A 24,169-nucleotide genomic window follows, 5' to 3' on the forward strand; every position below is an offset into this window, starting at 1 on the left:
GGCGCGGTAGGCGTGCGGATGGTTAGGGGAAGGTGTGCGGGCTAGACCGGGGTCAGCAGTCGCATGACCGACGGGGCAAGGAGCAGCGCGATGAACGTCAGTGCCATGACCGCGCCGGAGGCGCTCATGCGCACGGCGATGGCGTTGGCGGCGGCGAGGTCTTGGTTGCGTAGGGCGTTGCGTTGGGCCTTGGCGCTCTTGCGGAGGTTGTCGTAGATCGCGGTGTTCTCGGTGGCGGACTGCTCCAGGGTCTCGGCGAGGTCGCGCAGCTCGCTCACGCCGACCTGGTCGGCCAGGTCTTTGAGCGCGTCCCAGGGGCGGGTCCCGGACATCTGGGCCTGGGCCAGGGTGATGGCGATCCGGTTCAGGACCCAGGAGCCGGTGCCCTGGGCTGCCTGTTCCATGGCCTGTGGGACTCCGGATCCGCTGATCCGGCGCAGGGCGAGGAGGCTGGTGTAGAGGGACAGGGCGCGGCGGAATTCGGTGCGTGCCTTGGTTGCCTTGTCCGCGACGGTGTAGTGCGGGATGTGGAACAGGGCGGCACCGGCAAGGACCGCGGCTAGGGCCGGGACGGTGAAGGGCACCTGGATGCCCAGCAGACCGAGACCCAGGACGAGGAAGGGGCCGGCGAGCACGCCGAGGGCCGCGCAGACCAGCTGCTCGCCGTAGAACCGGGCTGTCGGGATGCCGAGCAGGGCCAGGTCGCGGTGGGGTGTGCGCAGCCAGAGTCCGGCCGGGAGGTGGTCGCGGCCCCACCGGCCCAGTCGTTCGGTGCTGCTCGGCACGGTCTGCTCCTGGGGTCGGGAGCGGGACGGGTGGTTCGCCGGGGCCAGGCGGGTCAGGCCCTGGGCGAGGTCGACGTGCGCGGGCAGGAGCTGGACAACCAGGAGGGCGAGGGCGAGTGCGATGGATGCGCCGGTCAGGCCGGCCCAGAACAGCCCGGTCATGACCGGCCCCCGGTGGTGAACAGGCGCGTGGGTCCGGTGCCGTTGGACATCCGGTTGAACCAGAACAGGGTCAGGGCGAAGAAGGCCGCCAGGACGAGGAAGACGACCTGGCCGAGCGGGGTACGGTAGGGCTCGATGTAGGTGCCGTTCAAGAGCATCGCGCCGAGGGTGCCGACGGTGATGACGGTCAGCCAGGTCGCGGTGGCGCGGTAGGTGGCGCGGCTGGCCTCGACCTCGCGGCGGGCACGCACCTGGTCGGCGACGTCGTCGGCCAGGTCGTCCAGCACCTTGGCGACGGGGCCGCGTAGCTCGATGGCGGTGACCAGGGACTGGGCGACCATGTCCGCGGTCGGGTCGGCGAGGTCGTCGGCGAACGCGGCCAGCGCCACCCGCGGATTCCAGCTCGACTCCAGCCGCGCCGCCAACGCCTGGACCTGCGGGGCGATCGGCGTCGGCGCGGTCCACGCCGTCGACCGCAGGGCACTCTCCAGGCCCTTGCCGCCCGAGAGGGACCCGGCCAGGGACCGGGTCCAGTCCTGGATCGCTTCCAGGCGGGCGATCCGCTCGCCCTGGGCCCGGTTGGACAGCATCGACGGCACCCCGACCGAGACGACGGGGCCGACCAGCAGGAGCAGTGGCCAGCCGGTGATCAGCCAGGCCACCAGGCCCGCGGCGATCCCGAGACCGAGCAGGATCCGGGTCCTTCGTGGCATCCGGCCGAACGCTGCCCGGGCCCGGTCGACGAGGCTGGTGCGCGGCGGGCGCGCGGCCGGCGGCAGGGCCGGGGGTACGGGGCGAAGGGCGTAGACGAGACCGACCAGGCCGCCACACACCAGGGCCCCGCACAAGGCCGCGACGATCATGACCGGACCCCGGTCGTCGCCCGGCCCGGCACCCCGGGGTGCTGCAGGGCTTCGCTGAAGCCCGCCAGGTCGAACCCGTAGGCCTCCAGGCCCTGGTGGTCCAGGTCCGGCATCGTGCGCGGGACCGCGGCGCCGTCTGGCCCGGGGGCGAAGATCTGGGTGGTGGCGTACCCAGTCTCCCGCTCCCCCGGGGTCACGGAGATGATCTCGGCGACCTGGCGGCGCGGGGCCTGACTGGTGGGGTCGTAGGACAGGTCGACGTGCACGATCAGGTCGATCGCATGCGCGAGCTTGGACGTCGCCAGGTCGTGGGTGACCTGTTCTTCGCCTTCCATAGCGCAGGTGACGAGCTTGCGGATCGCGGCGACCGCGCTGGTGGCGTGCGTGGTCGACAGGGACCCGGTGCCGGACTCCATCGCCTTGATCATGGGCCAGACCTCCGCGCCGCGGACCTCGCCGACGATGAGGCGGGACCGGTTGTACCGGAAGGAGCGCCACAAGGCCTCGGCGATGGTCGACTCCCCGGCCTGCCGCCCATCGAGCCCGACCTCACCGGACCCGGGGCGGGCTTCCCACGCGATCACGTTCGGGCGCAGGTCCTGCAGACCGAGCTCGTACTCCGTCTCGAACGTCGCGATCCGTTCCCCGGCAGGGATCTGGTCACACAGTGCGCGGGTCAGGGTGGTCTTGCCGGCGCTGGCCGCGCCCGAGACCACGATGGACTTGCGGGCCCGGACCGCTGCAGCGAGGAACGACGCCGCGATGGGGGAGAGCATGCCGAGCGAGACGAGCTGGTCGAGGGTGACCTGGATCAGGCGGTGGCGCCGGATGACCACGACGGGCCGGTCGGTCACCCACGCCGACGCCGCCAGCCGTGCGCCGCTACCGGGTAGGCGCATGTCCACGTACGGGTTGCGCTCCGAGAAGGGGCGGGCACCGGAGCCGGTGCGGGAGGCGATGTCCTGGATCAGCTGGATCAGTTCCTCGTCGGAGTCCGCGACCGGCTGCCCGGCGACCCAGGTGCCGTCGGCGAGCTGCAGCTGGACGGTGCGGTGGCCGTAGATCTCGATGTTCTCGACGTCGTCGTTGTCCAACAAGGGCTGCAGGCGGCCCATGCGGAACAGGCTGTTGAACACCGCATCCCGCAAGACCTCACGCTGGGCGGGCGTGAACTCGGACTTGCCGTCGTTACGCCGGTCGGTGGAGGCCTGCTTGACCAGCCGGTTGATCGCCTCCTTGCCGGCCTCCTCGCGCACCAGGGCGTCGGTGCCCGGCTCGAACCGCTCGGCCTGCTCGGTGGAGACCTGGTCCCGCAACGCGTCGACCAGGGCCCAGTCCACCGGCACCGGCCGCGCCATGGTCGCGGCGGAGCGGTTGGGCCGGGGGGACGTCCGGTCCACCGAGTCGGGGGAGTCCGGCTGCCCGGAACCGACCCACGGGTTGGCCGGGCGCCGCAGGTTCGGCGGCAGCTCGTGCGGGACCGGACGCGTCAGGTACGCGATGCCGGCCGGGTCGGTGCCCTCGGGGGACTCGGTGCGCGGCTCGGCCGTCATGCCTGCTCCTGTCGACGATCAGCGGCAGCAGCCCACACCGCCGCAGGACCCGGTCTCCGACCCGGTGCCGGGGCGGAGTCTGCAGCCGCGGCCGAGGGGCTGGTTGGCGCTGGTGTGGGTGGTGCGGTGCCGAGCGAGATCTCCGCGGCCAGGGTTCGAGCGGTCGTGGCGAGCGAGCGCACGTAGCCGCTCTTGCGGAACCGGGACCGGGGCGGCGCCCCGAGGTGATAGGTCTCGGCATCCTTGGGCGAGTACGCGACAGATCCGGCCAGGGGGAGCCCGAGGAGCTTGGCCGCGCCGCGCCCGGAGTACGGGCGGTCTGGCCCGACGACAAGCAGCCCGGCCCGCTTCCATGCCCGGGTCCGCACGACCAGATCCGCATGGGAGCGGACAGCGGCGAGCGCGGGCAGGTCGCTCCGGGTCACCAGCAGTGTCATGTCGGCCCGCTCGAGGAGCAGTCGAGGGGAGTCGGCCATGCCGAGACGCCCGGCGTCGATGATCACGTCCTGCCCCGTCGCGTCCAGGCCGGCCAGCGCGTCAGCGAGCGGTCCCCACAGGCCGCCCAGTTCTCGGGCTTCCAGGTGGGAGCGCACGCCCGGCACGAACCGCACCCCGTCCTTGATCGGGACCGCGACCCGGTCCAGGGCGGCGGCGACGGGTTCGGCCGCGAACGCGACATCCAGGAGACCGGTGTCGTGGTCGTGGGCGCCCTGGAACCATCCGGCCAGGATCGCGGACCCGCCCACCGGGTCCGCCTCGACCAGCAGGACCGGGCGCGGCCACGCGACGGCCAGGCCGAGCGCGGTGGTCGTGACCCCAGGGGATCCGGACGCCGAGCACAACGCGGTGACCGCCATCAGCCCTCCTCGGTCTCGGAGGAGCCGCTCGGTGAGGCAGACGGGTCGGCCTCGTCACCGGACGGCGCGGCGCTCTGTTCGTCGAGCTCGCGGGAGTCCAGGACCAGGGTCACCTTGCCCGCGGCGGCCTCGGCGGCCAGGGTGATGGCTTCTTCGTGGGAGACCAGGACGTCGACGACGGTCTGCCCGTCCGGGGCGGGCGGGTTGACCGCGACCACCTCGGCCTCGTGGAACGTCGGGGTCTGCTCGCTCCCGCCGTCGGCCGCCGTGACTACCGCCCGCACCTGGTCACCGGGCAGCAGGCTCAGGCCCGGTGCGACCGGTGGCGGCAGGACGATCCCGAGTACCGACATGCCCGACGGCGGCACCAGCTCCTCAGCCACGACCCCGGCCGTCAGGGCGGCGCCGGCCGCGACGTCCCACGCCGCACGCTGCCCGACGACGTCGGCCCGTGCCCCGGCACCGATCAGGTCCAAGGCGACGTCCGCGCCGACCTGAGTCTCGGTCAGGTCCTCGGCCGTGATCACCGAGCCCCGCACGATCGTGTCCCGGGCGACCAGCACCGTGCGGGTGTCCGTGAGCGTCGCCCACAACAGCACGGCACCCAACGCGCCGACGCCGATCGCCGCGATCATCACCACCGCCAGCACCGGACGCCGCTTCAGTCTCGGTGGTGCGAGCCTGGCCCCTGCCGGTGGCGCCCCTGGCGCCGATGGTCCCTGCGTGGTCGTGCTCGTCATCCCGACAACCCCCTCGGCCGCCCAGCGTGGGCAGCCCGTCAGTTCACCAGTACCTGTGCCTCGCCGACCGAGACCTGCACGCTGCGCGACAGGTCGTCCACGTCCAGGGACCCGGACTGCCCGGCCCCTTCCCAGTCCACGACCCACTCGCTGGTGGCCGTGACCGTGTACTCCTGCCCGGGCTGGAACCCGGACTCCCGGGTGTAGGTGTGCCCGCAGTCCGGCGACGACTCCCGACCGAACCGGGTCTCGTACGGGGTGCCGGGGCCGGTGCACACGACCTGGGTGCCGTCGCCCATGTCCCACACGATCCGCTCCACCCGCGCCGTCGCGGACACCGTGACCGAGCCCGCCGACGCCGTGCGCGTGATCGGACCGAACGTCTGCTCGCCCGGGTCCTGAACCCACAGCCACGTCGGCAACGCGACGACACCTGGACCATCCGGATCCGGGGACATCCCGATCTCGACCGCCCGCAGGTTCATCCGCTCCACCGCGATCTGCGCCACCTCCCCCGGCGTGGGCCCGGCGTCGGCCGCGTCCGGTGGAGTGGCCAGCCAGACACCGCCCTGTAGCCCGCCGGAGGGGATGCGGCACTCGTAGATCGCACCGTCGCCCTGCTCATGCCCCTCCCACTCGGGGGCACTGGCCGGCGGCTGCGGTGTGGCCTCGCTCAGATAGCAGTTCCACCGCTCGCTCCACACCCCGTACTCGGACGTGCACGGCACCGGGCCACCGGCCTCGTCGAGGTGGATCGTGATGCTGCCCTGCGGCTCCCACGTGCACGCCGACCCCATGCTCGACTCCCGCGACGGTATGGTCCCCGCCTCAGAGCGCGACTCCGTTCCCGATGTCGGTCGGGAGGCGTCTCGCTCGCTATCTGTCCCGGGGTCATGGGCGACGATCAGGCATTCGGTCGCGACACGGCTCTGAATCTCGCAGTGCGGGTCAGCCGCCGCTTCCGTGACTCCCCACCACGACGCGGGCACGGCAGCGGCGAGCACAGCAAGTGCCGCGGTTAGCCGTCGCATGCTGTCTTCTCCAGGGTTTCCAGAGTCGCGACCCGCCAACCGTTCGCAGGGTCATCCTCGTAGTCGTAATTCGCGACGTGGAGACGCTCCCACCGGCGGTCTGGTCGGTCAGGGCCGACCACCGATTTTCCGTCGGCGTCGACCAAGTCGACGGCGCTGACGTCGTAGCAGACGTCGACCTGGACCGTGGGGACCAATCCGGCGTCAGGGTCGGAGTTGTCCAGGCTCACTGACTGCACGACCAGATCAGCGATGAGGGTGTCGCCTGTCTGGCGCCAGTTCTCGCTCCGCCACTGTTCGAGTTCGCCCTCCCGGACGCCCAGCTCAAGGCTCGTAGCGACGCGCTTCAGCTCCGACAGCGGCACTTCAGGGTCCGCGCCGAGCTCGTCGACTACCGCGTAGTACGAACGGGCCAGTTCCTCGGCGTCCGACTGAGCAAGCGCTTTTGGGTCCGTGGGGCTCGGTGACGGTGACGCCGAGACTGACGTGGTGGGCGATGCCGTCGACTCGATCGGTGTGGGCGAAGCCGACCCGCCGGTCGTGCAGCCTGAGGCCAGCGCGAGCAGCAGCGCTGCGGTGAGAACAGGTCGTGTAGTGCGCATGCTGGGGGGCCTGCCTCCCTGGGCGCGCCGCCGAGACGGCACGAGATGGTCGCCGACGAGGTCGAGATTGTCGCGCGGGTGAAAACTGAGGGAAACCATTACCGCCGATCCAGATCGTTCGTGCAAGGCAAATAGCCTTTCTGTTACGCACGCGAAACAGAGCGCGCTGAGCGCTGGCGTCGAATTGGTCGTGGAACTCACGCGTCGAACGGTGGCAGGTGCGCGCGCGCTCTGCGCACACCCTGCCCCGCGCACACCATGGTGTGCGCGGGCATCGGCGCAGGTCAGGTGCGCGCACCAAGTCGTCCGCCTGAACCTCTCGGCGGTGCCTGAGTGATATCCGCAGCCCTTTTGGACAAATGTCCAAATGGGCGCACACCATAGGTGTGCGCGGTATGCAAGGCGGTGATGCGATGAATTCACTATGCGAAATCATGGTGCCGCGACCGTCTGGACGCGTTGCCGGGGATGGGGCAGTGCTGGCTCCCCGCGACGGCCGTGGGATGGGTGCCGAACTAGCATCGGGTCCGCGAGTCGGGTGCCCGCCGGCCGGGTGCCAACCGAGGGAGAGGGGATGTCCAGGTGATGGATGCGGAACGAGGGCGGCATGGTGAACGACCGCTGCAGAGGATGACGGGTAGTGAGGTCTGGTGTGCGCGCGAGGCCCTGGGCCTGGAGCGCTCGGACCTTGGGCGCCTGCTCGGCAATCGCGCGGAAATTGTCCGCGACTGGGAACGCGGCAAGCTGAATGTCCCGTTCCGAGTGCGCGAGCAGATCGACGAGCTAGAAGCAATCACCGCGAAGGAGATCGAGCGGTTGGTTGCCGATCTGCGGCAGATGCCGCAGTCCGTGGTCGTCGTGTACTCGGACAAGGAGCAGCAGCCCCCTGCTGTCGCGCGGTTCGGTGTGCGCTGGTGGCGCGCAGTCGCCGCGCGCGCAGCGGCAGAGGTGCCTGGCACTCGAATCGGCACGGCCGCTGAGATCGGCGCCATCGACCACGAAGCTTGAACAACAAAAATAGAAGATCAGCCAAACATGTGAATTGCGGCTGTTATAATTGGTCTGATCGCACTTTCTGGCATAGAATGGTGTTACCGGCCCGGGGTTATCCCAGGCCACGACGGCACAAGGAGCCGACTATGTCTGTGCAGACCGAGAACAGGAACGTCGAAAAGCGGGCTGGAAACGGCCCGGCCCCGAAGGTCGAGTTCGGGATGCTCGACCCGCGCACCCTTCTGGTGGAGACCAATGTGCGCGCGGAGGCGAACCTGACGCCACGGTTTCTCAAGACCATCCGTGACAACGGGGTGCTGATGGCGATCCTGGTCCAGCGCACCGAGCAGGGCCTGCGGGTCCGCGCCGGTCAGCGCCGCACCCTGGCGGCGATCGAGGCAGGTTTGGTGGTCATCCCGGCGATGATCGTGCAGGGCGACGAGGACCAGGTCCGTCGCATCGCCGAGCAGATGGCCGAGAACGACGACCGGCAGGGCCTGCGGACCGCCGACCGTGTGGCGGCATTCGAGCAGATGTCCCTGCTCGGCGTCTCCGCCACGGACATCGCGAACACCACCGGGCACAGCACCAGCGACGTCAAGGCCGCGCTCAAGATCGCGAAGACCAAGAAGACCAAGGCCGTGCAGGCCAAGTACGACATCGACCTCGAGAAGACCCTCGTCATTGCCGAGTTCGAGGACGACACCGAGGCAGTCAAGGCGCTGACCGAGATCGCGATCAAGAGCCCCGACCGGTTCGCGCACGTCGCTCAGCAGCGGCGCGACGAGCGCGCCGCCGCTGCCCGGCTGGCTGAGGTGACCAAGGCCCTGGCCGACGCCGGGATCAAGCAGGTCACCAACTGGAACACCGAGGTCAAGGACAACAAGGCGGCCCGGGAACTGGGCCAGCTGCAGACCGGCGAGGGCAACGTCCTGACCCCGGAGGAGCACGCGATCTGCCCGCAGCGCGCCGCGTACATCAGCACGTCCTGGAACGGCGACATCCACATCAGGCACGTCTGCCTGGACTACAAGGCTGCCGGGCACAAGCAGAACCGCACGAACCCGAACGACACCCGCACCGAGCAGGAGAAGCAGGCCGCCAGCGCAGAGCGTGCCGAGGTGGTCGAGAACAACAAGGCCTGGAAGTCCGCCCAGACCGTCCGCCGCGAATGGCTCGCGCAGTTCGCCCAGCGCAAGACCGCTCCCAAGGACGCGGCGACCTTCCTCGCACGCTCGCTCACGGCCGACACGCACAGCATCGAGAAGGCCAGCCAGAGCGCGCATGGCCTGGCCTGCGAGTGGCTCGGTCTGAAGTCCACCAACGGGTGGGGCAGCAGGAAGGCCCTGGACGACCTGATCGCCAAGGCGACCCCGGCCCGCGCCCTGCACATCGCGCTTGTCGTGACCCTGGCGGCGATCGAGGACCGCACCGGGGTGCACACCTGGCGCCGGGCCGCTAGCGAGTCGCGGTACCTGCGGGCTCTGGAGGCCTGGGGGTACAACCTGTCGGACGTCGAGCAGATCGCACGCGGCCCGCAGGAGACCCCGGCCGCACCTGCCACGAAGCAGGCGACCTCGAAGGCGGCACCGGCCGACAACCCGGCCCCGGCCGCACCGGCGACCAATACCGAGACGCAGCCCAAGGCCGACAACCGGGCACCGGTCAACGACCCCGCCAAGGACAGCAAGCCCGGCAAGGTCGCGACCCCGGCCAAGGGCCAGGCTCCGGCTGAGCCCGCCAACAGCAGCCCGGCCCCGGCTGCCACGGCAACGGCGAAGAGGGCCGAGAAGCAGCAGCCCGCACGCAACCCGCGCAAGGCTGCGGCCGAGCCCGCGAGCAGGTCGAAGGCAGTCCCCAAGCCCGCGACGCGGCAGACCGCGAAGCAGGAGCCGATCAAGCAGCACCGACCGGTGGTGAAGCCGCAGGAGCAGAAGACCGCCAGCGTCCCGCAGCCTGCCACCGCCGGGTCCCGGTGATGCTCGCCGCTTAGCATCGGGTCCAGAAGGCCGCCATCCCCGTACCGGGGGATGGCGGTCTTTTTCGTGCGCCCAGTGGGAGGTAGAGCCGTCCCCGCTCGCGGGACCTTGTCCGGGGACCCCACCGGCGTGGTCCCCGGCACGCAGCGGCACCGACGGCGAGCAGCGGCAGCGACACACGCGCGCGTGACAGACGCACGCGACGGACGCGGCGACGCAACGCACGCGGCTGCGTGACGCGGGCAGGCGTGCAGCGGACGGCGGGTCCCGCGGACCGCCACGACGAAGGCCACACACCTAGTGCACAACGCTGTGAGCGGTCCAGAAATCAGCCCCGAGCTGAGCTGCTCCAGCCCAGGCCTGGGAGGGGGTGGGGGACATGATGACGGTCCACGTGCTCAGTGCGGGAAGCGGGTACACGTACCTGACCCAGCAGGTCGCGTCGGGGGACGTGCCGCGCGGTCGCGGGGTGTCGTTGACGGACTACTACATGCAGCACGGCAACCCGCCCGGCCAGTGGGTCGGCACGGGGCTGGACCAGCTCGGTGTCTTGGGCCAGGTGCTCGAGAAGCAGATGAAGTCCTTGTTCGGTCAGGGCCGCCACCCCGATGCCGGCCGGCTGGAGCTCGAGGCCCTGGCCCGCGGTGCGTCGAAGCATGACGCGGCCCGCGCGGGCGCGTTGGGCCGGGCGTTCCCGGTCTTCGAGAGTGCGGAGGATGACGGGTACCGGGCGGGGTTGGAGGCCGCGTTCGCGCGGTTTGCTCGCGAGAACGACCGCCCGCCCGAGCCGGGCGTCGAGCGCGACCGGCTCCGCTGGGAGGTCGGCCGGGCCCTGGCGACCCGGAAAGGCGACACCGAGGGCGGCGGCCCGTTGTCCGATGACGAGGTCGCGCGGTGGTTGGCCGAGCGGGGTGGGCAGCCGCGGCGCGCGGTGGCGGGGTATGACCTGGTGTTCACCCCGTCCAAGAGCATCAGCGTGCTGTGGGGTCTGGGTGACCCGGTCACGCGGGAGGCGATCACGAAGGCGCATACCGACGCATGGCAGGACACCCTCGCGTGGATCGAGTCCGAAGCTGCGCTCACGCGTGGGGGTGCGGGTGGTGTGCGGCAGATCGACACCCACGGTCTGACCGCGGTCGCGTTCGACCACCTCGACTCCCGAACCGGGGACCCGAACCTGCATACCCATGTCGCGGTCTCGACAAAGGTCCTCGGTGTGGACGGCGGGTGGCGGGCCCTGGACGGGCGGGTGCTGCTGGGCCTGAAGGTCGCGGCCTCCGAGCGGTACAACACGAGGATCGAGCAACTGCTGGTCGAGCGGCTCGGGGTCGCATTCCACACCGAGACGAGGGGGCGGGGCAAGCAGGGCGTGCGGGAGATCGTCGGTGTCCCGAAGACGTTGCGGGATGCGTTCTCGCGGCGGCGGGCCGCGATCGTGGAGTCCTACGAGAGCCTGCGAGCCGCGTACCGCGCCACGCATGGGCACGAGCCGGCCACGGAGGCCGCGTTCGGACTGACACAGCAAGCCAACCTGGATACCCGCCCGGGCAAAGGCGCACCGGTCGGGCTGCGTGACCGGCTGCCGCAGTGGGCGGCCGTCGCCGCGACGGTTTTGGGCAGCCGGGCCGCGGTGACAGACATGCTCGCCACGGCTCTGCGCCCACGGCCCGGTCAGGGCCGGGTCGTGGTGGACGAGCCGGGTGACCTGTGGGCTGCTGTCGCGCAGGACCTGGCCGGGCGTGGGATCGCCCGGTGGGCCGCCCAGGACGTCACGGACGCTGTCGGCCGGCTCGCGACCCTGTGGCCCCACGCGCAAGTCTTCCGACCGCTGCGGTGGGCGAGCCCCGCGCGACGCCAGGGCGTGCTCGTAAGCCTGGCCGGGCAGGTGCTAGGTCAGGGTGACCTGGTCGACGCGTGCCTGACGAACGTCGCGGCCAAGCGGTCGACCTGGACGACGTACCACCTGCAGGCCGAGGCCACCCGCCTGGCCCGCGACCACGCCCCCACCGGGACGGACCTGCTCGCCCTGGCAGCGACGATCTCCGGGTATGCCGTGACAGCCAGCTTGCAGGTAACGCCACCGGACGTGAACGAGCCACCGGACGTGATGCGCCGGAGGGACGGTGGGAGCGTCTACTTCGTCCACGGCTCCACCCGGTACACCTCGCTGGCGGTCCTGGAAGCCGAAGACCGCCTCCTGGCCGCCGCAGGTACCCCGGGCGGCCTGGTCATCGACCCAGGCGCGGTGGAACGCGCGATCGAACGGGTACGGGTCGACCAGGGTCGGGTTCTGAACGCCGGGCAGCGGGACCTGGTGGCGCACTTCGCGGCCAGCACGGTGCTGGCGGCGGGGATCGGCCCGGCCGGGACTGGGAAGACCACCGCGATGCGCGCCTTTGCGGACGCCGTCCAGGACTCGGGCGGCAAGCTCATCGCCCTGGCGCCTTCGGCTGCCGCCGCCGAGGTCCTCGGTGCGGATCTCGGTGACGGGATCACGGCTGAGACCCTGGACATGTTCCTCCTGGCCAGCCGCGGCAAGGGAGGGGAGCGCCTGCGCGAACGCCTGACGGTGGAGCCGGGCACGGTCGTGCTGGTCGACGAAGCCAGCCTGGCCGGCACCCTCGCCCTGGCCGACGTCCTGGCCATCACCCGTGCCGCTGGGGGCAGCGTCCGGCTGCTGGGTGACCCGGCCCAGCTCAGCGCGGTCGCTGCCGGTGGCGCGTTGAGATTGATTACCCAGCAGGCCGGGGTGGTCGAGCTGACGCACATCCACCGCTTCCACATCCCCGGCGAGTCAGCTGCGTCCCTGCAGCTGCGCGAGGGTGGCCACCGGGGTCTGGACTTCTACATCACCGGGCGTCGCACCCAGGGTGGGTCGGCGGCGGCGATGGCGGAGGAGATGTTCGCGAACTGGATCACCGACTCCGACCAAGGCTGCAAGACGATCATGATCGCCGCGACCAACACGCTGGTGACCGAGCTCTCGGCCAGGGCACGTCTGCACCGCGTGGCCCGCGGCGAGGTCGAGGACGACGGCGTGGTTCTGCATGACGAGAACCGGGCCGGGGTCGGGGACGTGATCGTGACCCGGCTGAACAACCGCCACCTGCACGCCGAGGACGAGGACGGGCACATCGACTGGGCGCGCGGTTGGGTCAAGAACGGTGACCTGTGGCGCGTGACCGCCCGCGGTGCCGATGGCGCGTTGCAGGCCCGGCACCTGGAGACCGGGGCCACGGTCGTCCTGCCGGCGGACTACGTGAGCGAGCATGTCGAGCTCGGGTACGCGGCCACGATCCACCGGGTCCAGGGCATGACCGTGGACACCTCCCACACGATGGTCGGGGCCGGCATGACCCGCAACGAGCTCTACACCGCCATCACTCGCGGCGCGGACTCGAACCGGGTCTACGTGGAGACCGACGACGTCCTGGACCTCGACCCGCACCGCCAACCGAACACCGAGCGCGCCGTCCTGAACGCGCTCAAGGGGGTCCTGGACCGCAACGGCGAAGAGATGTCCGCGTCGACGGTGGTCGAGGACGAGTGGGACTACGCGCACTCCCTGGCCCGCCTGGTCCCCGAGTACGAAGACGCCTACCTCACGTTCCTCGAACCCGACCGCATCGGACGCCTGGCCGAAGCCGTCCGGGCCGTGCTACCCGAGCGCATGGCGGACCTCGTGCTCGCGGACGAGGTCTGGCCGGTGCTGGCCAAGCGCCTATCCATGCACGAAGCCGCCGGCACCGACCCCGAGACCGTGGTCCGCCGCGCCGCCGGGACAGGGTTCGGCGACGCGAAGTCGATCGCGAAGGTCCTCCACCACCGCATCGGCCTACCCCGCACCCACGATCGGGACGAGCGCGGGCTGCCGGTCTGGGTCACGACCGCGCCCGACACCACAGACAAGCTCCTCTGGGAAGCTGACGCATCGACCGCATTGACCGCAGCGGCCATCGGCTCGGACACGTCCGATGAGCTGGACGGGGCATCGTCGCACCGCGGGGCCGACGTGCGGCAAGCAGCAGAGTCCGGCCTGGGCGTCACGGCTGGGGCGGACGTACCTGCCGGAGCGGATCACGCGCCGACCAGGGACCTTCAGAAGCCCGTCGTCGACGTCGGGGAGCGGGACCTGATCGTCGAGATCACCGGGCACGCCTGGGCCTGGTGGACCCGGCAGAAGCCCACCCAGTCCTGGGCGACCCGGTACATGACCAGCCGTCGCCTGGCCGATGCGGAGTGGGGTGTCGCCCCCGGGACGTGGACCGGTCTGACGGTTCACCTGCAGACCCTGGGCTACACGCCCGACCAGCTCGTCACCGCCGGGGTCGCCACCCGCACGCGGGGTGGGCGGGTCATCGACAAGTTCCGCAACCGGATCGTGTTCCCCTACCGGAACCAGACCGGGCGGGTCGTCGGCGTCACCGGCCGCATCAACCCCGCCGAGGCAGATACGGGGGACGGGCGTGCACCGAAGTACCTGAACAGCCCCGAGACGGCTGCCTACCGCAAGGGTGAGCTCGTGTATGGCCTGGACCCTGATGCCATCACGTGCCTGGCGGCCGGTGCCCGGCCGGTCCTGGTCGAGGGCCCGACCGACCACGCCGCGCTCCACCTGGCCGCCGCCCGCCTCGCGGAGCAGACCGGCATCCAGATCGTGCCCGTCGCCGCGGGCGGCACTGGCATCACCCGGCAGCACTTGCAAGCACTGCGGGACGCGACCGGCAGAGACCTGAGCGACCTGATCGTCGCCCTGGACCCCGACACAGCCGGCCGCACCGCTGCCGCGCGGGTCTGGTCCCTGCTCACTCCCGACGAAGCCGCCCACGCCCGGGCGCTGGACCTGGCGAACGACCCTGCCCAGACCGCGACCGACGCCCGCGAAGGCCTCGCGGCCGCGCTGGCGGAGAGCATCCCGCTGATGTGGTTCGCGATGGCCCCCAACCTGCAGACCATCCGGGACCTGGACCACTTCGAACGCCAGATCCCGCAACTGCGGGCCCTGGTCGACCACCTCTACGGCCGGGTCGAGCTGGACCAGTGGTGGCCCCTGATCGAACATGTCGCCCAGGCCATCGGACACGCGCCCGGCGCGGAGAGTCACCAGCAGCTCGACGTCGCCTCGGTGCGCAAGGTCATGACCGACCACCTCGCCGACCGCATCACCGACCAGGCCCGGACCGACGCGGCCAGCAGCATCGACCGTGCGGCTGAGACCGGCGCGGTACCAGCCCATCGGGATCGGCCGGTGACCGATCCGTTGGTGCAGGTGTGGCTGACCCGGCAGGCCGACCTGATCGCTGCGCGTTTGGACGCCCTGGTCGAGGAAGCGATGACGAACCCGCAGCTGTGGATGGAGAGCATCACCCCGCCGCCTGCGAACGACCCGGCGCGCGAGTCCTGGCGGGCGGCGATGCGGCACGTGGTGGCGTACCGCGACCGATACCAGGTCACCGACCCGGTCGACCCGCTCGGGCCGCGCCTGTCGGAGGGGGAGCGTGGTGAGGCCTATGCCAGCGCCGTTCGAGCCCTGGAAGCCATCACTACCGACCAGGAGCTCAGCGACCGGCAGAGGATCCGCGCTCGGCGGCGCCCGATGGAGCGTGTCCCGGTGGTCCTGGCGGACGCTCGAGCCCGCGCCGCCCAGATCCGCTACAACGCTGACGAGCGGGCGCGACGCGACGCCGCCGACCGGGCATCCGAGCGCCGGGGCGGCTGGGGCTGGTAGGAAGCTCGACTGGACCGGCACCGCTCCGAGCCCCTTGAACCGTGTGGTGCGAAGGCTCCGGACCTGTGTGGTTCAGCTGTGCTCTGCAGTCGTCGGCTAGTTTGTCCGTCCCTCGGCCACGCGCTTACGCAGGATGCTGACGATCTCGGGCTTCAGACGCTGTGTCACTCGGTGGCGCACGCCCTCGCGAACTTCGCGGACGAATTTTTCTACGACCTCGGCGTGGCGGAACGCGCCACCCGCGGCGAAGTACGCACGAAGCCACGCATCAGAGTCGAGTGGGTAACCGTCTGCGTTGAACGCCCGCAGCAGCTGGATGACAGTGCTCTTGCCGTTGCCAGTACTGAGACCGTTGTACTCCTGATCGACCATTTCTTCGCAGGCCGCGACCTGAACCGGGTCAGGGGCTTCCACCGCTGTGCCGACGTGGAGATCGATTGCTCGACGCCCTTCGAGCCACGAACGGACGATCTCGCCGCGTGCCCAGACGTGCACATACATGCGATCCAGACGGCCACCTTCGTACACAGTGCGCACCTCGTCGCAGTCGTATGGAACCCGTGGGTGAATTGCCACGACCGCGATGTTCCGAGAACTGTCGCTATCGGCTAACTCGGTCAATTGCGTGAAGCTCACTGCCTTCGGAGGTCTGCCGGTATTGGCTATGGACATAGCAGTCTCGTACTCGGGGCCGCGGTCCTTGTCGTTGAACCTTCTGGGATCGCCGATGGCGTAGACAACCCTTCTGTCACCGAGCCACGAGCGAATCACCTCGCTGCGCTTCTCCATGGCGCTGCCGCGTTGGGTCCAGTCTTCTCGGATCATGTACGCGAGTTCGGTCATGCCACGAGACTTGCACGGGTCTCTGACACTCAGCGGTATCTCGGCGCACAATGTTCGGCGACATGCCTTGCTTGGCCGTATCCGACCACTGGATGGCGGCGAGGGCTCCGCCCTTTCTTGGGACTCGGATCTGTGCGGCGACGTTGCCAACGAAGGATGTGACCGCCGGTCAGTGCATGCGTGTGCTGGAAGGAGCATGAGGCCGTCGGCCCTCAGAGTGACCGTGCGCGGCACCAATGCCTGCGGCAACTCCTGATTCTGTGAGGCTTGTGCAGGAGGTGACGTGCTGGCGACGGTCGCGGGAGCTGGTTTGCTTCGCGACAACAGCGGTAACCTTCCCGGCGTGCGGGTACCGGATCACGCCGCGCCGTTGATCGCCGCCGGTGTGCGAGCAGCGCGATCCACCACTGGAGTCGGTCGTTCGACGCAGGTGGTATCAGCCGTCGAGCCAGTTCGAGGATGAAGGTCAGCACGACCACGGCTATGGATAACGTCGCCGTCGCCCATGAGGGGAGCGCAAGATCGGCTAGTGCCGCCAGGTTCCCCATACTCGCAGGTGAGAGGTCAAAGCTCCCAGCGGCGGGTGCGTTCACGCTCGCTCCTGGAGATGGAGGGAGGCAGTTCCGAACTGGAGGACGGCCGCTTTCTGGTCTCGAGTGACGGTTGTCTCAGCCAAGCCGATGGTGGGGTCGGTCAATGCTCGGACCAGATCGCTCATCGGCGGGTATCCCGACCAGCGCAGCACCCAGTGATCGCCCTCGCCGGTCAGTGTCTGTGTGTCATCTACGAAAGGCGCTCGCCAGTGGCGCGACGGGGTGTCGTGGCGGTTCCCGAGTGCCCAGCCGCCGCTCGGTTCACGGGTGGAGAGACGGCAGATGACCGCGGCTAGAAGGACCCGGGCATCGCTGGACATTCGCGGTGTTCCCCGAAGCAGGTCGTGTTCGTGCGGCAGAACTGGGAGATCATAGGGTGCGATGCGACGTTCGTGCTGAAGTTGATCGTCTTTCCCGATGATGCGCGCGTGAGCATCGTTGGTGACCACGATCTGCCCTCCGGAGGGCAGATGGCGCAGAATGTGGCCGATCGTCAGGTCATAGTGCCCGGTATCTCTGGACAGTGTGCGTTCGAGGCGTAATCCGGGCAGCCCGTCGTTGCCTTGGCGGTTGGGTACTAGGTCATCGGCGAACCCCAACGGGTTCCTCGTTATCACTACGAGCGAGTCATATCGCGGTGACATAACGAATTTGGCACCGAGCAGCCTGGATACGCTCCAGGCTAGTTCTCGTGCACCGTAGGTCCTGTTCAGGAGCCCGAGAGCGAGTAGGGACCGGAGCTGAGACTGGGGTTCGCTGCACTCGTCGAGGCCGTGCGAACCTCGGCGTCCGATTCCTGCTCGGGCTGCAGTGTCGCTCTCACCGGTGTACTGCTGCCGGATCTGTGCGGCGCGTCGTCGGAGACTGCTGGGCATGATGGATGCACCTCACCGCTGCCCGGCCAGCAGGTCAGGGTCACATGCACATGAGACCACGCCACTGGATAGCGCGGAGCAGGTGCACTACACCTTCCTGCAGCTACCGCGAGTGCCGGGCTCGCGACAATGTGCTAGCAATACCGGGCCTCCGCGGACCGGTTCTGAGCAGAACTGTAGCGAGGCCGAGCAGGTCTGTCAGCCAAAGACACGCGTTGGGTGGACCCGCGGATCTCCGCAGTGGCCCCACGTCTGTAGTGCCCTGAACCTAGCGGTGCGGCGGGCCTCTTACGGTCGGTATCCACAGATTTTTCCCCTGGTTATCCACAGACTTCGACCGCTTCGCGCCTCCGGGCTTCCCGCGCTTGAACCTCTCGGTGCCGTCGGCATACAGGTCGGCGTCGGCAGCGAGCATCGCCGGGCCTCGTTGTGATCGATCATCAGGGGCGAGCACCGTGGCAAGGGGCGGGTGGGCGTGATGGAACGGATCTGGCTCGACGTGCCGTTCGAGGAAAAGGACGAGGCCAAGGAGCTCGGTGCCCGGTGGGCACCGGACGCGAAGCGATGGTTCGCGCCTCGGCCGGGGATGAAGCGACTGGAACGCTGGGCGGCGCTACCGGAGGTTCCTGACCTGCTGCCGGGGGAGGACCGGTCGTTCGGGTCGGGGTTGTTCGTCGACCTGGTGCCCTCGACGTGCTGGTTCACCAATGTGCGCTCCTGTGTCAGTCCGAAGGACTGGGACCGGCTGCGGCGGATGATCACGCGCCGGGCTGGGCTGCGGTGCGAGATCTGCGGCGCGACCCAGGACAAGGAGACCCGCCGCTGGCTGGAGGCCCACGAACGGTGGGTGTACGACGGAACGACCGGTGTGCAGCGCCTGGTCCGGCTGATCTGTCTGTGCCAACGAAGCGATTTATAACTAGTGAGCCGCCTCGGCGAGCGATTTACGCCTGACCTGGGGTTTTACCCCAACGACTGGGGGTCGCAGGTCTCCGTTCTGGCTCCAGCGCGAGCATCGTCTGGCTACGTCTGCAGATCCTCCAGGGTCGTTGGCTCTCGGTATCGGACAACCCGGGCGGTGCCCAGCGGGGTCTCGGCGGTCTCGTCGGTGAGGTCATAGACCGCTACCGGCGTCTGTTTGAAGACGACGGTTAAGCCCTCGCCATCGGCGAGATTCTCTCCTGCCGGGTAGAACTTCCCGTGGTATGGACCGCCCTGGCAGACAATGGTGAACTCAAGCTCTTCCGTCTGGTCATCGTGAAGCCTGCAGTCAGTGGCCGCGAGCCGTAAGGGGGTGACCCCAGTCGGTCCGGTGACGGCTACCCGGCGGCTAGGGCCGATTCTCTTCGCAACGCGGTGCCGCAAGGCGCAGCGCCCTACCGGTCCCTGACGCCGAGCTGCGCCTGCGACGCCTTGAGAAACGCGGCGAGGGCGTCCATCCGTTGCTTCTCCGTCATGCCGTCCTGATCCTCCTTCAGCGCCGAGCGGTACTTCACGGCATGGAGTGGTGCGGCCTTCTCGTAGAGCGCGCTGGAGTAGAGCCGGACACGACCGAGTGCGTTCTCCAGGTCTGCATCGGCCTCGGCCCGAAGTCGCATCCGTTCTTGCCGCCGGCTCTCATGCGCCGGGACCTCGCTGAGGTGCCCGGCGTGGCGCCCCGAGATCAGGTCATCGATGGCGTCCCGTGCTTCCCGGTCGTGCCGGAACCGCCGCGCCTCGGCGGCCAGAGCGTCAACGACAGCAGCGCGCAGGTGCTCGGTCTGGGACGTGCTCTTCCGGTCCTTCGCCTCAGCTCGGAGTCGGAGCCACGCCGTGATCCCGTTGACGAGCGCCGCAGCGACGGCGGCGACGAGACCAGAGGCGAGGATCTGGGGCCAGTTCATGCCGGGACCGTATCTGCCCATGGGAACGGCTCGGGCGATCTCGCGGAGACTTCACCCGGCGTGGCATCGGGCGTGCTCCGACCCGGGCGCTGAGCAGCTGGACGTCGTCGGCGCCGCGGAACGTGGACCGGATCGCGGCCAGGGTGTGGTCGGGGTCGTCCGCGGCGCTGATCAGCTGGTCGGGGGAGACCTGTCGGAGGTCGAAGTCCTGGGTGCTGAGCACGGTGCGGACCAGGCCGGCCGGTGCGCGGAACCGGAACAGCGTTGCCGGTGAAGGGCCGACCGGCACGTGCACTCCGAGTGGCGCGGCGAGGGCGGGTGTCCCGGTTCCGGCGGCGAGCACCACGATGTCACCGGAGACCGCTCCGGAGGGGGTCTCGACCCCGGTGACCCGACCGGCGTCGTCCCGCAGGACGCCGGTGACGGGCGTCCTCAGCCGTATCCGGGCGCCGTGGTCGCGGGCGCCGGCGACCAGTCGTTCGGTGACCGCGACCGGGTCGATCGAGCCGTCGCCCGGCGCCCAGAGGGCCCACTCGGGAGACTGCCGGGGATTCGGCTCGAGCCTGATGACGGCGGCGCCGTCGACGATCTCCTGTCCCGGCCCGGCCCGGCCGCGGGTGCCTGGGCTCCCGTGTTCCAGGTCAACGAGCCGGACCAGGTGACGGCGAGTCCTGGTAGCTCGGTCTCCAGCCGGTGGTACTCGTCGGTCGCGACGACTCGCAGGCCCGCCGCGGCACCGGTGCTGGCACCGGACGATCCGATCCACGCGAAGGAGTCCCTCGTCACGCCACCAGCAGGCGTGCCCGCGTCGAGCAGCGCCACCGCTGCCCCGGCCCGGGCCGCGTGGTAGGCGACGGACGCGCCGACGATTCCCGCTCCGACGACCACGACGTCCTTGCCAACCGGTGAGCTCAGCATCTCAAGGACGCTACAGCGCCGGTGATCCAGCCAGCACCGCTTTATCCGACGGATGAACAGGCCGATTCAACCCGGCCCGCCTCTCGTGTTCCCGCTGGCGCCCCCAGGGGTCACCAGATCGTCGGGAGTGGTCCTTGCACCTGCGCAGCGGACGGACGGCGGCGCCGGGGCGGGCGGGGTCGTCGGGGGCGGCGGGCCAGGTGGGTGAGGCTGGTCGTGGCCCAGATCAGGAACGCGATGGTGCCGGTCACCGCGAACTTGGCCGCGTTGTACACGCACAGCCACGCGGGGATCAGATAGATGCCGTCCGCGGGCACGAAGTAGCTCTGGAGCAGGCCCGCCGCGACCAGGTAGGCCGGGACCAGGGCCACGGTGATGGGCAGGGCCCAGACGCGGTTGGGGCGGCGGAACATCCACACCACGACCCGCGTCGTCGGCGTCATGAGCGCGCCGAGGCTCTCGGGGCCGGGTGGCAGTTCCCGTGGTGGTTCCTGGGGGATGCCCAGGGCGCGCCCGTGCGGGCCTTGGTCCTTGACCATCAGGAGGTACTTGACGCCTTCGGGTGTTCCCGTCACGGTCTACCTTCCCTCTCCGAGGCGCGTGATGGACGAACTGCACGAGCCTGGCCGGTCCGTCGTCGGGGTGCCTGTTGACGATACGTTCGACCCGAATGCCTGTCGCACGCTAGCGCCGAACACTGCTCGCGAACGGCTGGACAGCGCGGGGCTGGTCAGTGCGCGTAGCCGGGCCATGATCTGCGTGACGCGACGCGCGCAGGCAGGGCAGTCCGGGGTATCGGTGCTCCCGGCAGCAGGGGTGAGGCCGGCGGCTTCCCACACCAGCCGGTGGATTTCCGCTGGTTCCGGGGGCATGTTGCCGCGCAGGGGCTCCAGGAGATCCACGAGCATCGCGGGGACGCTGCGCCTGCGTGGGCGGACCGCGTGGCAGGCCAGGGCACCCAGCAGGAGCCCGGCCGCGACCAGCCAGGAGTGGTCGAAGGGTTCGGACTGGACCAGGAGCACCACGCCTACCACCGACAGCAGGACTCCCAGCGTGACGAAGCAACGCTCCCGGGCGAGGTTGCGCCTGCGCGCTCGCTCGTCCGGTCCGGGGTCGAGAACGATGGTGGTGGCCGTCGGCCAGGCGAGCCGAATACCCGCGGTGGGGGCGTGCAGGGTGTGGTGGCGGGTCATCACGCCTCCGGGCGCGTGGTGGGCGCGGTGACCGTGACCAGCACTGGCCGCGCGGCGGATAGCTTGGAGACCCATCCGGTCCAGGTCTGCCAGGCGACGTCCGGGTCGGGGAGCGCGGCGGGCAGGTCCAGGAGCGCGGCCAGGGTTCGAGCGTCATGGGTCGTGCGCACCGTCATGACGACCTCGACGACCCTGACGACGTCGAGCCCGACGGCTCGCACCGCATCGCATGTCTCGACGCCGACGACGTCCGCGCCGGACCACGCGGCCAGCACAGCCGCTTCCCACTGGTGATCCTCTGCGGTCGTGACATCTGGGCGGCTGGGTGTCGCCTCGACCTGTGCTCCGGACACCGTGCTGGGAGCCGGGTCGATGATGGGGATCATCGGGGGCCGCCGACGACATCGATGGGCCCGGTCGGGGCCGCTGGCGGGGCGGCGATGAGGTGCTGGTAGGCGACCTGCCATGCCCGGGACGAGCACACCTGCTGCCACGCCCGCCCCCACAGCCGCCTGATGGAACGGGCGCGCGGGTGAGGCTGGGGATCGGGGCAATGGTCGGCCAGAATGGCCCGCAGCGCGCAGATGGTGCGGCCCAGCTCAGTGGGAGCCATCACCGCTACCGACGCGGCGTCCGTGTGCTGGAGCAGGCGCTCCAGGTCATCGAGGTAGTCGCTGACGATCTCGACTGTCGTGTTGCCCATCATGCGTCTCCCGGGTGGGTCGGTTGCCGAGCCGCTGGTCGCGGCCGGGGCATGTCGCGGTTGCGGGTTCGTTGACGTGGTTCAGGGGCACCGACGTGGTGCGGTGCGCTGTTCGGATGGTCAGTGGCGCCATGCGACCGCTGCCCACACGAGCGCGACCGCGACGAGCAGGAGATAGACGGCGATCACCAGTTCTGCCATCGCTCGCGCCTTCCTCTCGGGGACTGGTCCAGTGACTTGGCGAGGTCAGTCGTCGAGGCGGACGCGGTAGGACTCGCTGTCGTGCAGGACGACGGCGTCCAGTTCGTGGGTCGCGCGTGCGCCTTCTGCTCGCCAGTCGGCGATCAGGTCCAGCAACCGCGCCCTCGTCAGTGACAGCGGTGGGTCGGCCACGACGTGGGTCGGGGTGGCCATCGCGATCTCCGGCGGGCCGTCCGGCCGGGTCGCCAGGCCGAAGGCGCTGGGGGCTCGGTCGCCGATCCCGATGCCCTCCCCGTGCTCGGTGACCGCGGTGAGCAAGCCCCGTGGGCGGCGGGCCAGGAGCCAGTGCTTGAAGTCGAGAAACTCGCGCGGGCCTGCGGGCCACGCCTCGGGGGTCCCAGCGCGCGCGATCCTCAGGTAGTCGGTCGCGGTCTGGTCGTCGACGGCGGCCGACGCCAGCCAGAACCGGGACTGGTCCGTCGCGGTCACGGTCACGACGTGCGCGGGGACGACAGGTGGCTCGATGAGTGGGTACCGGTCGGCGTGCACTGTGGCGACGAGGCTGTCTTCTGGGGTCTTGGTGATGTGTGCGACGGCGTGGACACCAGGCAGGTCGGAGACGACGGCACCAGTGACCAGCACTCCGCCGCGCGCGAGCTGGTCGACCCAGGCGGCGGGAATCTCGGCCGGAGTGCCGGGCACGAAGATGCGGTCGTACGGGCCGCCGCCCGGGTGCCCGTTCAGTGGGTTGCCTGTCGCGGCGGTCGCGCGGTGGTCGTGGGCGGCGAACAGGTCACCGGCACGCCTGGTCAGGGTGTGGTCGTTGTCGATGGTCAGGACGCGGCCGCCTGGCCCGGCGATGTGTCCGATCAGGGCGGCGGCGTAACCGGAGCCGGTGCCGACCATCAGGACGCGCTGGTTCGGCCGCAGGTCCAGGGAGCGCAGGTGCCGCCAGGTCGTGCTGCGGGAGATGACGGGCTCGACGGCGTCCCCGTCTGGCCCGAGATAGATCTCGTGCGGGATGGCCCGGGCGGCGTCAGCGACGCCGTCGGTGCCTGCGATGGTGCTCCGTGTACTGATCATCACCGTGCTCCTCGAGTGCTTCGGCGGCCAAGTGCGCCCTGCGACGGGTCCGCGTCCAGGAGTGCCCGCAACCGGCGACCGGCAGCAGGCAATGGTGATCTCCGTCGCTCCCATTTGCTCTACTAGAAAGGTATAGCATGTAGAGCAAGATCCTGGGAAGGGTTCGATGGCGGTCTGGGCTGTCTGTCGAGCTGTCGTACCGCGTAGGCGTTCCCGTGGCAGGCTTTGTGGTGGTAGGTGGCTCGTGATCGGTCCTCGCCTGCGACGTTCTCGGCGGCTATGCTGGAGTAAGGTGCCCTATCGTGCTCCACATAGCACGACTACCTAGTGAGGTAGAGCAAGGTTCGACAGGGTAGAGCACCCGATGAAGAGATGAGGGATCGGCGCATGACGCAAGCTGCTGGATACGCTGCAATCGCCGAGCATTTCCGGGCCCAGATCCGTAACGGAGACCTGCGGCCTGGTGACCGGATGCCGACGCTTCGGCAGGGGGCCTTGACCCCGGTTCGTGGACACGGGGTGGGTTTACGCCGCGGTAGCGAGCGTAGTGGTGGTTGTGTTTTTCTCGTAGTCGACGGGGCTGG

At 69.8% G+C, this 24,169-nt stretch carries 19 protein-coding genes and 1 pseudogene; 4 read left to right on the forward strand and 16 right to left on the reverse strand.

What is annotated here, in order from left to right; genetic code table 11:
• Nucleotides 1-41 precede the first annotated feature (41 nt).
• From ACIPN7_RS29240 to ACIPN7_RS29270, 7 genes are all read right to left on the reverse strand, one after another.
• Entirely contained in the window at nt 42-947 is a 906-nt protein-coding gene (locus ACIPN7_RS29240) for a type II secretion system F family protein (protein ID WP_400550635.1), read from the reverse strand.
• A complete protein-coding gene (locus ACIPN7_RS29245; protein ID WP_400550637.1) occupies nt 944-1,810 on the reverse strand; it encodes a type II secretion system F family protein in 867 nt (288 codons plus the stop codon). Before ACIPN7_RS29245 ends, ACIPN7_RS29240 begins: the two co-directional genes overlap by 4 nt.
• Complete coding sequence (locus ACIPN7_RS29250) at nt 1,807-3,363, reverse strand: CpaF family protein (protein ID WP_400550639.1); 1,557 nt, start codon at nt 3,361-3,363, stop codon at nt 1,807-1,809. Before ACIPN7_RS29250 ends, ACIPN7_RS29245 begins: the two co-directional genes overlap by 4 nt.
• On the reverse strand, nt 3,360-4,220 hold the full coding sequence (locus ACIPN7_RS29255) for a hypothetical protein (protein ID WP_400550641.1): 861 nt from the start codon (nt 4,218-4,220) through the stop codon (nt 3,360-3,362). The genes ACIPN7_RS29250 and ACIPN7_RS29255 overlap by 4 nt, the downstream gene beginning before the upstream one ends.
• Complete coding sequence (locus ACIPN7_RS29260) at nt 4,220-4,855, reverse strand: SAF domain-containing protein (RefSeq protein WP_400550674.1); 636 nt, start codon at nt 4,853-4,855, stop codon at nt 4,220-4,222. The genes ACIPN7_RS29255 and ACIPN7_RS29260 overlap by 1 nt, the downstream gene beginning before the upstream one ends.
• A 143-nt stretch (nt 4,856-4,998) precedes the next feature.
• Entirely contained in the window at nt 4,999-5,757 is a 759-nt protein-coding gene (locus ACIPN7_RS29265) for a hypothetical protein (RefSeq protein ID WP_400550643.1), read from the reverse strand.
• A gap of 221 nt (nt 5,758-5,978) precedes the next feature.
• Nucleotides 5,979-6,794, reverse strand: a complete 816-nt coding sequence (locus ACIPN7_RS29270; protein WP_400550645.1) for a hypothetical protein — start codon at nt 6,792-6,794, stop codon at nt 5,979-5,981.
• Between the two features lie 429 nt (nt 6,795-7,223).
• Between ACIPN7_RS29270 and ACIPN7_RS29275 the strand changes: the two genes are divergently transcribed.
• The 3 genes from ACIPN7_RS29275 to mobF all read left to right on the forward strand — a co-directional run bounded on the left by ACIPN7_RS29275 (nt 7,224) and on the right by mobF (nt 15,293).
• A complete protein-coding gene (locus ACIPN7_RS29275; protein ID WP_400550647.1) occupies nt 7,224-7,601 on the forward strand; it encodes a multiprotein-bridging factor 1 family protein in 378 nt (125 codons plus the stop codon).
• 131 nt (nt 7,602-7,732) lie between these two features.
• Nucleotides 7,733-9,565, forward strand: coding sequence for a ParB N-terminal domain-containing protein (locus ACIPN7_RS29280; RefSeq protein WP_400550649.1), 1,833 nt, complete (start codon nt 7,733-7,735; stop codon nt 9,563-9,565).
• A gap of 379 nt (nt 9,566-9,944) precedes the next feature.
• Nucleotides 9,945-15,293: a MobF family relaxase gene (gene mobF, locus ACIPN7_RS29285; protein ID WP_400550651.1), complete on the forward strand. Its 5,349-nt coding sequence runs from the start codon at nt 9,945-9,947 to the stop codon at nt 15,291-15,293.
• Nucleotides 15,294-15,389: 96 nt separating this feature from the next.
• On the opposite strand, the gene ACIPN7_RS29290 is transcribed toward mobF, so the two are convergent.
• Both ACIPN7_RS29290 and ACIPN7_RS29295 read right to left on the reverse strand, forming a co-directional pair.
• The gene (locus ACIPN7_RS29290; RefSeq protein WP_400550653.1) at nt 15,390-16,136 is read right to left on the reverse strand and encodes a hypothetical protein; all 747 of its coding nucleotides are present in this window, start codon (nt 16,134-16,136) and stop codon (nt 15,390-15,392) included.
• A 589-nt stretch (nt 16,137-16,725) separates the two neighbouring features.
• A complete protein-coding gene (locus ACIPN7_RS29295) occupies nt 16,726-17,328 on the reverse strand; it encodes a hypothetical protein (RefSeq protein ID WP_400550655.1) in 603 nt (200 codons plus the stop codon).
• Nucleotides 17,329-18,082: 754 nt separating this feature from the next.
• Here ACIPN7_RS29295 and ACIPN7_RS29300 point away from each other — a divergent pair.
• Complete coding sequence (locus ACIPN7_RS29300) at nt 18,083-18,523, forward strand: DUF5710 domain-containing protein (protein ID WP_400550657.1); 441 nt, start codon at nt 18,083-18,085, stop codon at nt 18,521-18,523.
• Between the two features lie 457 nt (nt 18,524-18,980).
• Here ACIPN7_RS29300 and ACIPN7_RS29305 read toward each other — a convergent pair whose 3' ends face one another.
• The 7 genes and pseudogenes from ACIPN7_RS29305 to ACIPN7_RS29335 form a co-directional block, all read right to left on the reverse strand.
• Nucleotides 18,981-19,487 (reverse strand): hypothetical protein, encoded by a 507-nt coding sequence (locus ACIPN7_RS29305; protein ID WP_400550659.1) that lies wholly within the window; start codon nt 19,485-19,487, stop codon nt 18,981-18,983.
• A pseudogene (locus ACIPN7_RS29310) lies at nt 19,393-20,405 on the reverse strand (NAD(P)/FAD-dependent oxidoreductase). Before ACIPN7_RS29310 ends, ACIPN7_RS29305 begins: the two are co-directional and overlap by 95 nt.
• Before the next feature lie 110 nt (nt 20,406-20,515).
• Nucleotides 20,516-20,980, reverse strand: a complete 465-nt coding sequence (locus ACIPN7_RS29315) for a hypothetical protein (protein ID WP_400550661.1) — start codon at nt 20,978-20,980, stop codon at nt 20,516-20,518.
• Between the two features lie 3 nt (nt 20,981-20,983).
• Entirely contained in the window at nt 20,984-21,598 is a 615-nt protein-coding gene (locus ACIPN7_RS29320; RefSeq protein WP_400550663.1) for a hypothetical protein, read from the reverse strand.
• Nucleotides 21,598-21,984 carry a hypothetical protein gene (locus tag ACIPN7_RS29325; RefSeq protein ID WP_400550665.1) on the reverse strand — a complete coding sequence of 129 codons (387 nt, stop codon included), beginning with the start codon at nt 21,982-21,984 and terminating at the stop codon, nt 21,598-21,600. Before ACIPN7_RS29325 ends, ACIPN7_RS29320 begins: the two co-directional genes overlap by 1 nt.
• Nucleotides 21,981-22,304 carry a hypothetical protein gene (locus ACIPN7_RS29330; protein WP_400550667.1) on the reverse strand — a complete coding sequence of 108 codons (324 nt, stop codon included), beginning with the start codon at nt 22,302-22,304 and terminating at the stop codon, nt 21,981-21,983. The genes ACIPN7_RS29325 and ACIPN7_RS29330 overlap by 4 nt, the downstream gene beginning before the upstream one ends.
• A gap of 243 nt (nt 22,305-22,547) precedes the next feature.
• A complete protein-coding gene (locus ACIPN7_RS29335) occupies nt 22,548-23,585 on the reverse strand; it encodes a protein-L-isoaspartate O-methyltransferase (protein ID WP_400550669.1) in 1,038 nt (345 codons plus the stop codon).
• Nucleotides 23,586-24,169: the final 584 nt, after the last annotated feature.

It is taken from the genome of Promicromonospora sp. NPDC090134, assembly GCF_044746965.1.
Classification (GTDB): Bacteria; Actinomycetota; Actinomycetes; order Actinomycetales; family Cellulomonadaceae; genus Promicromonospora.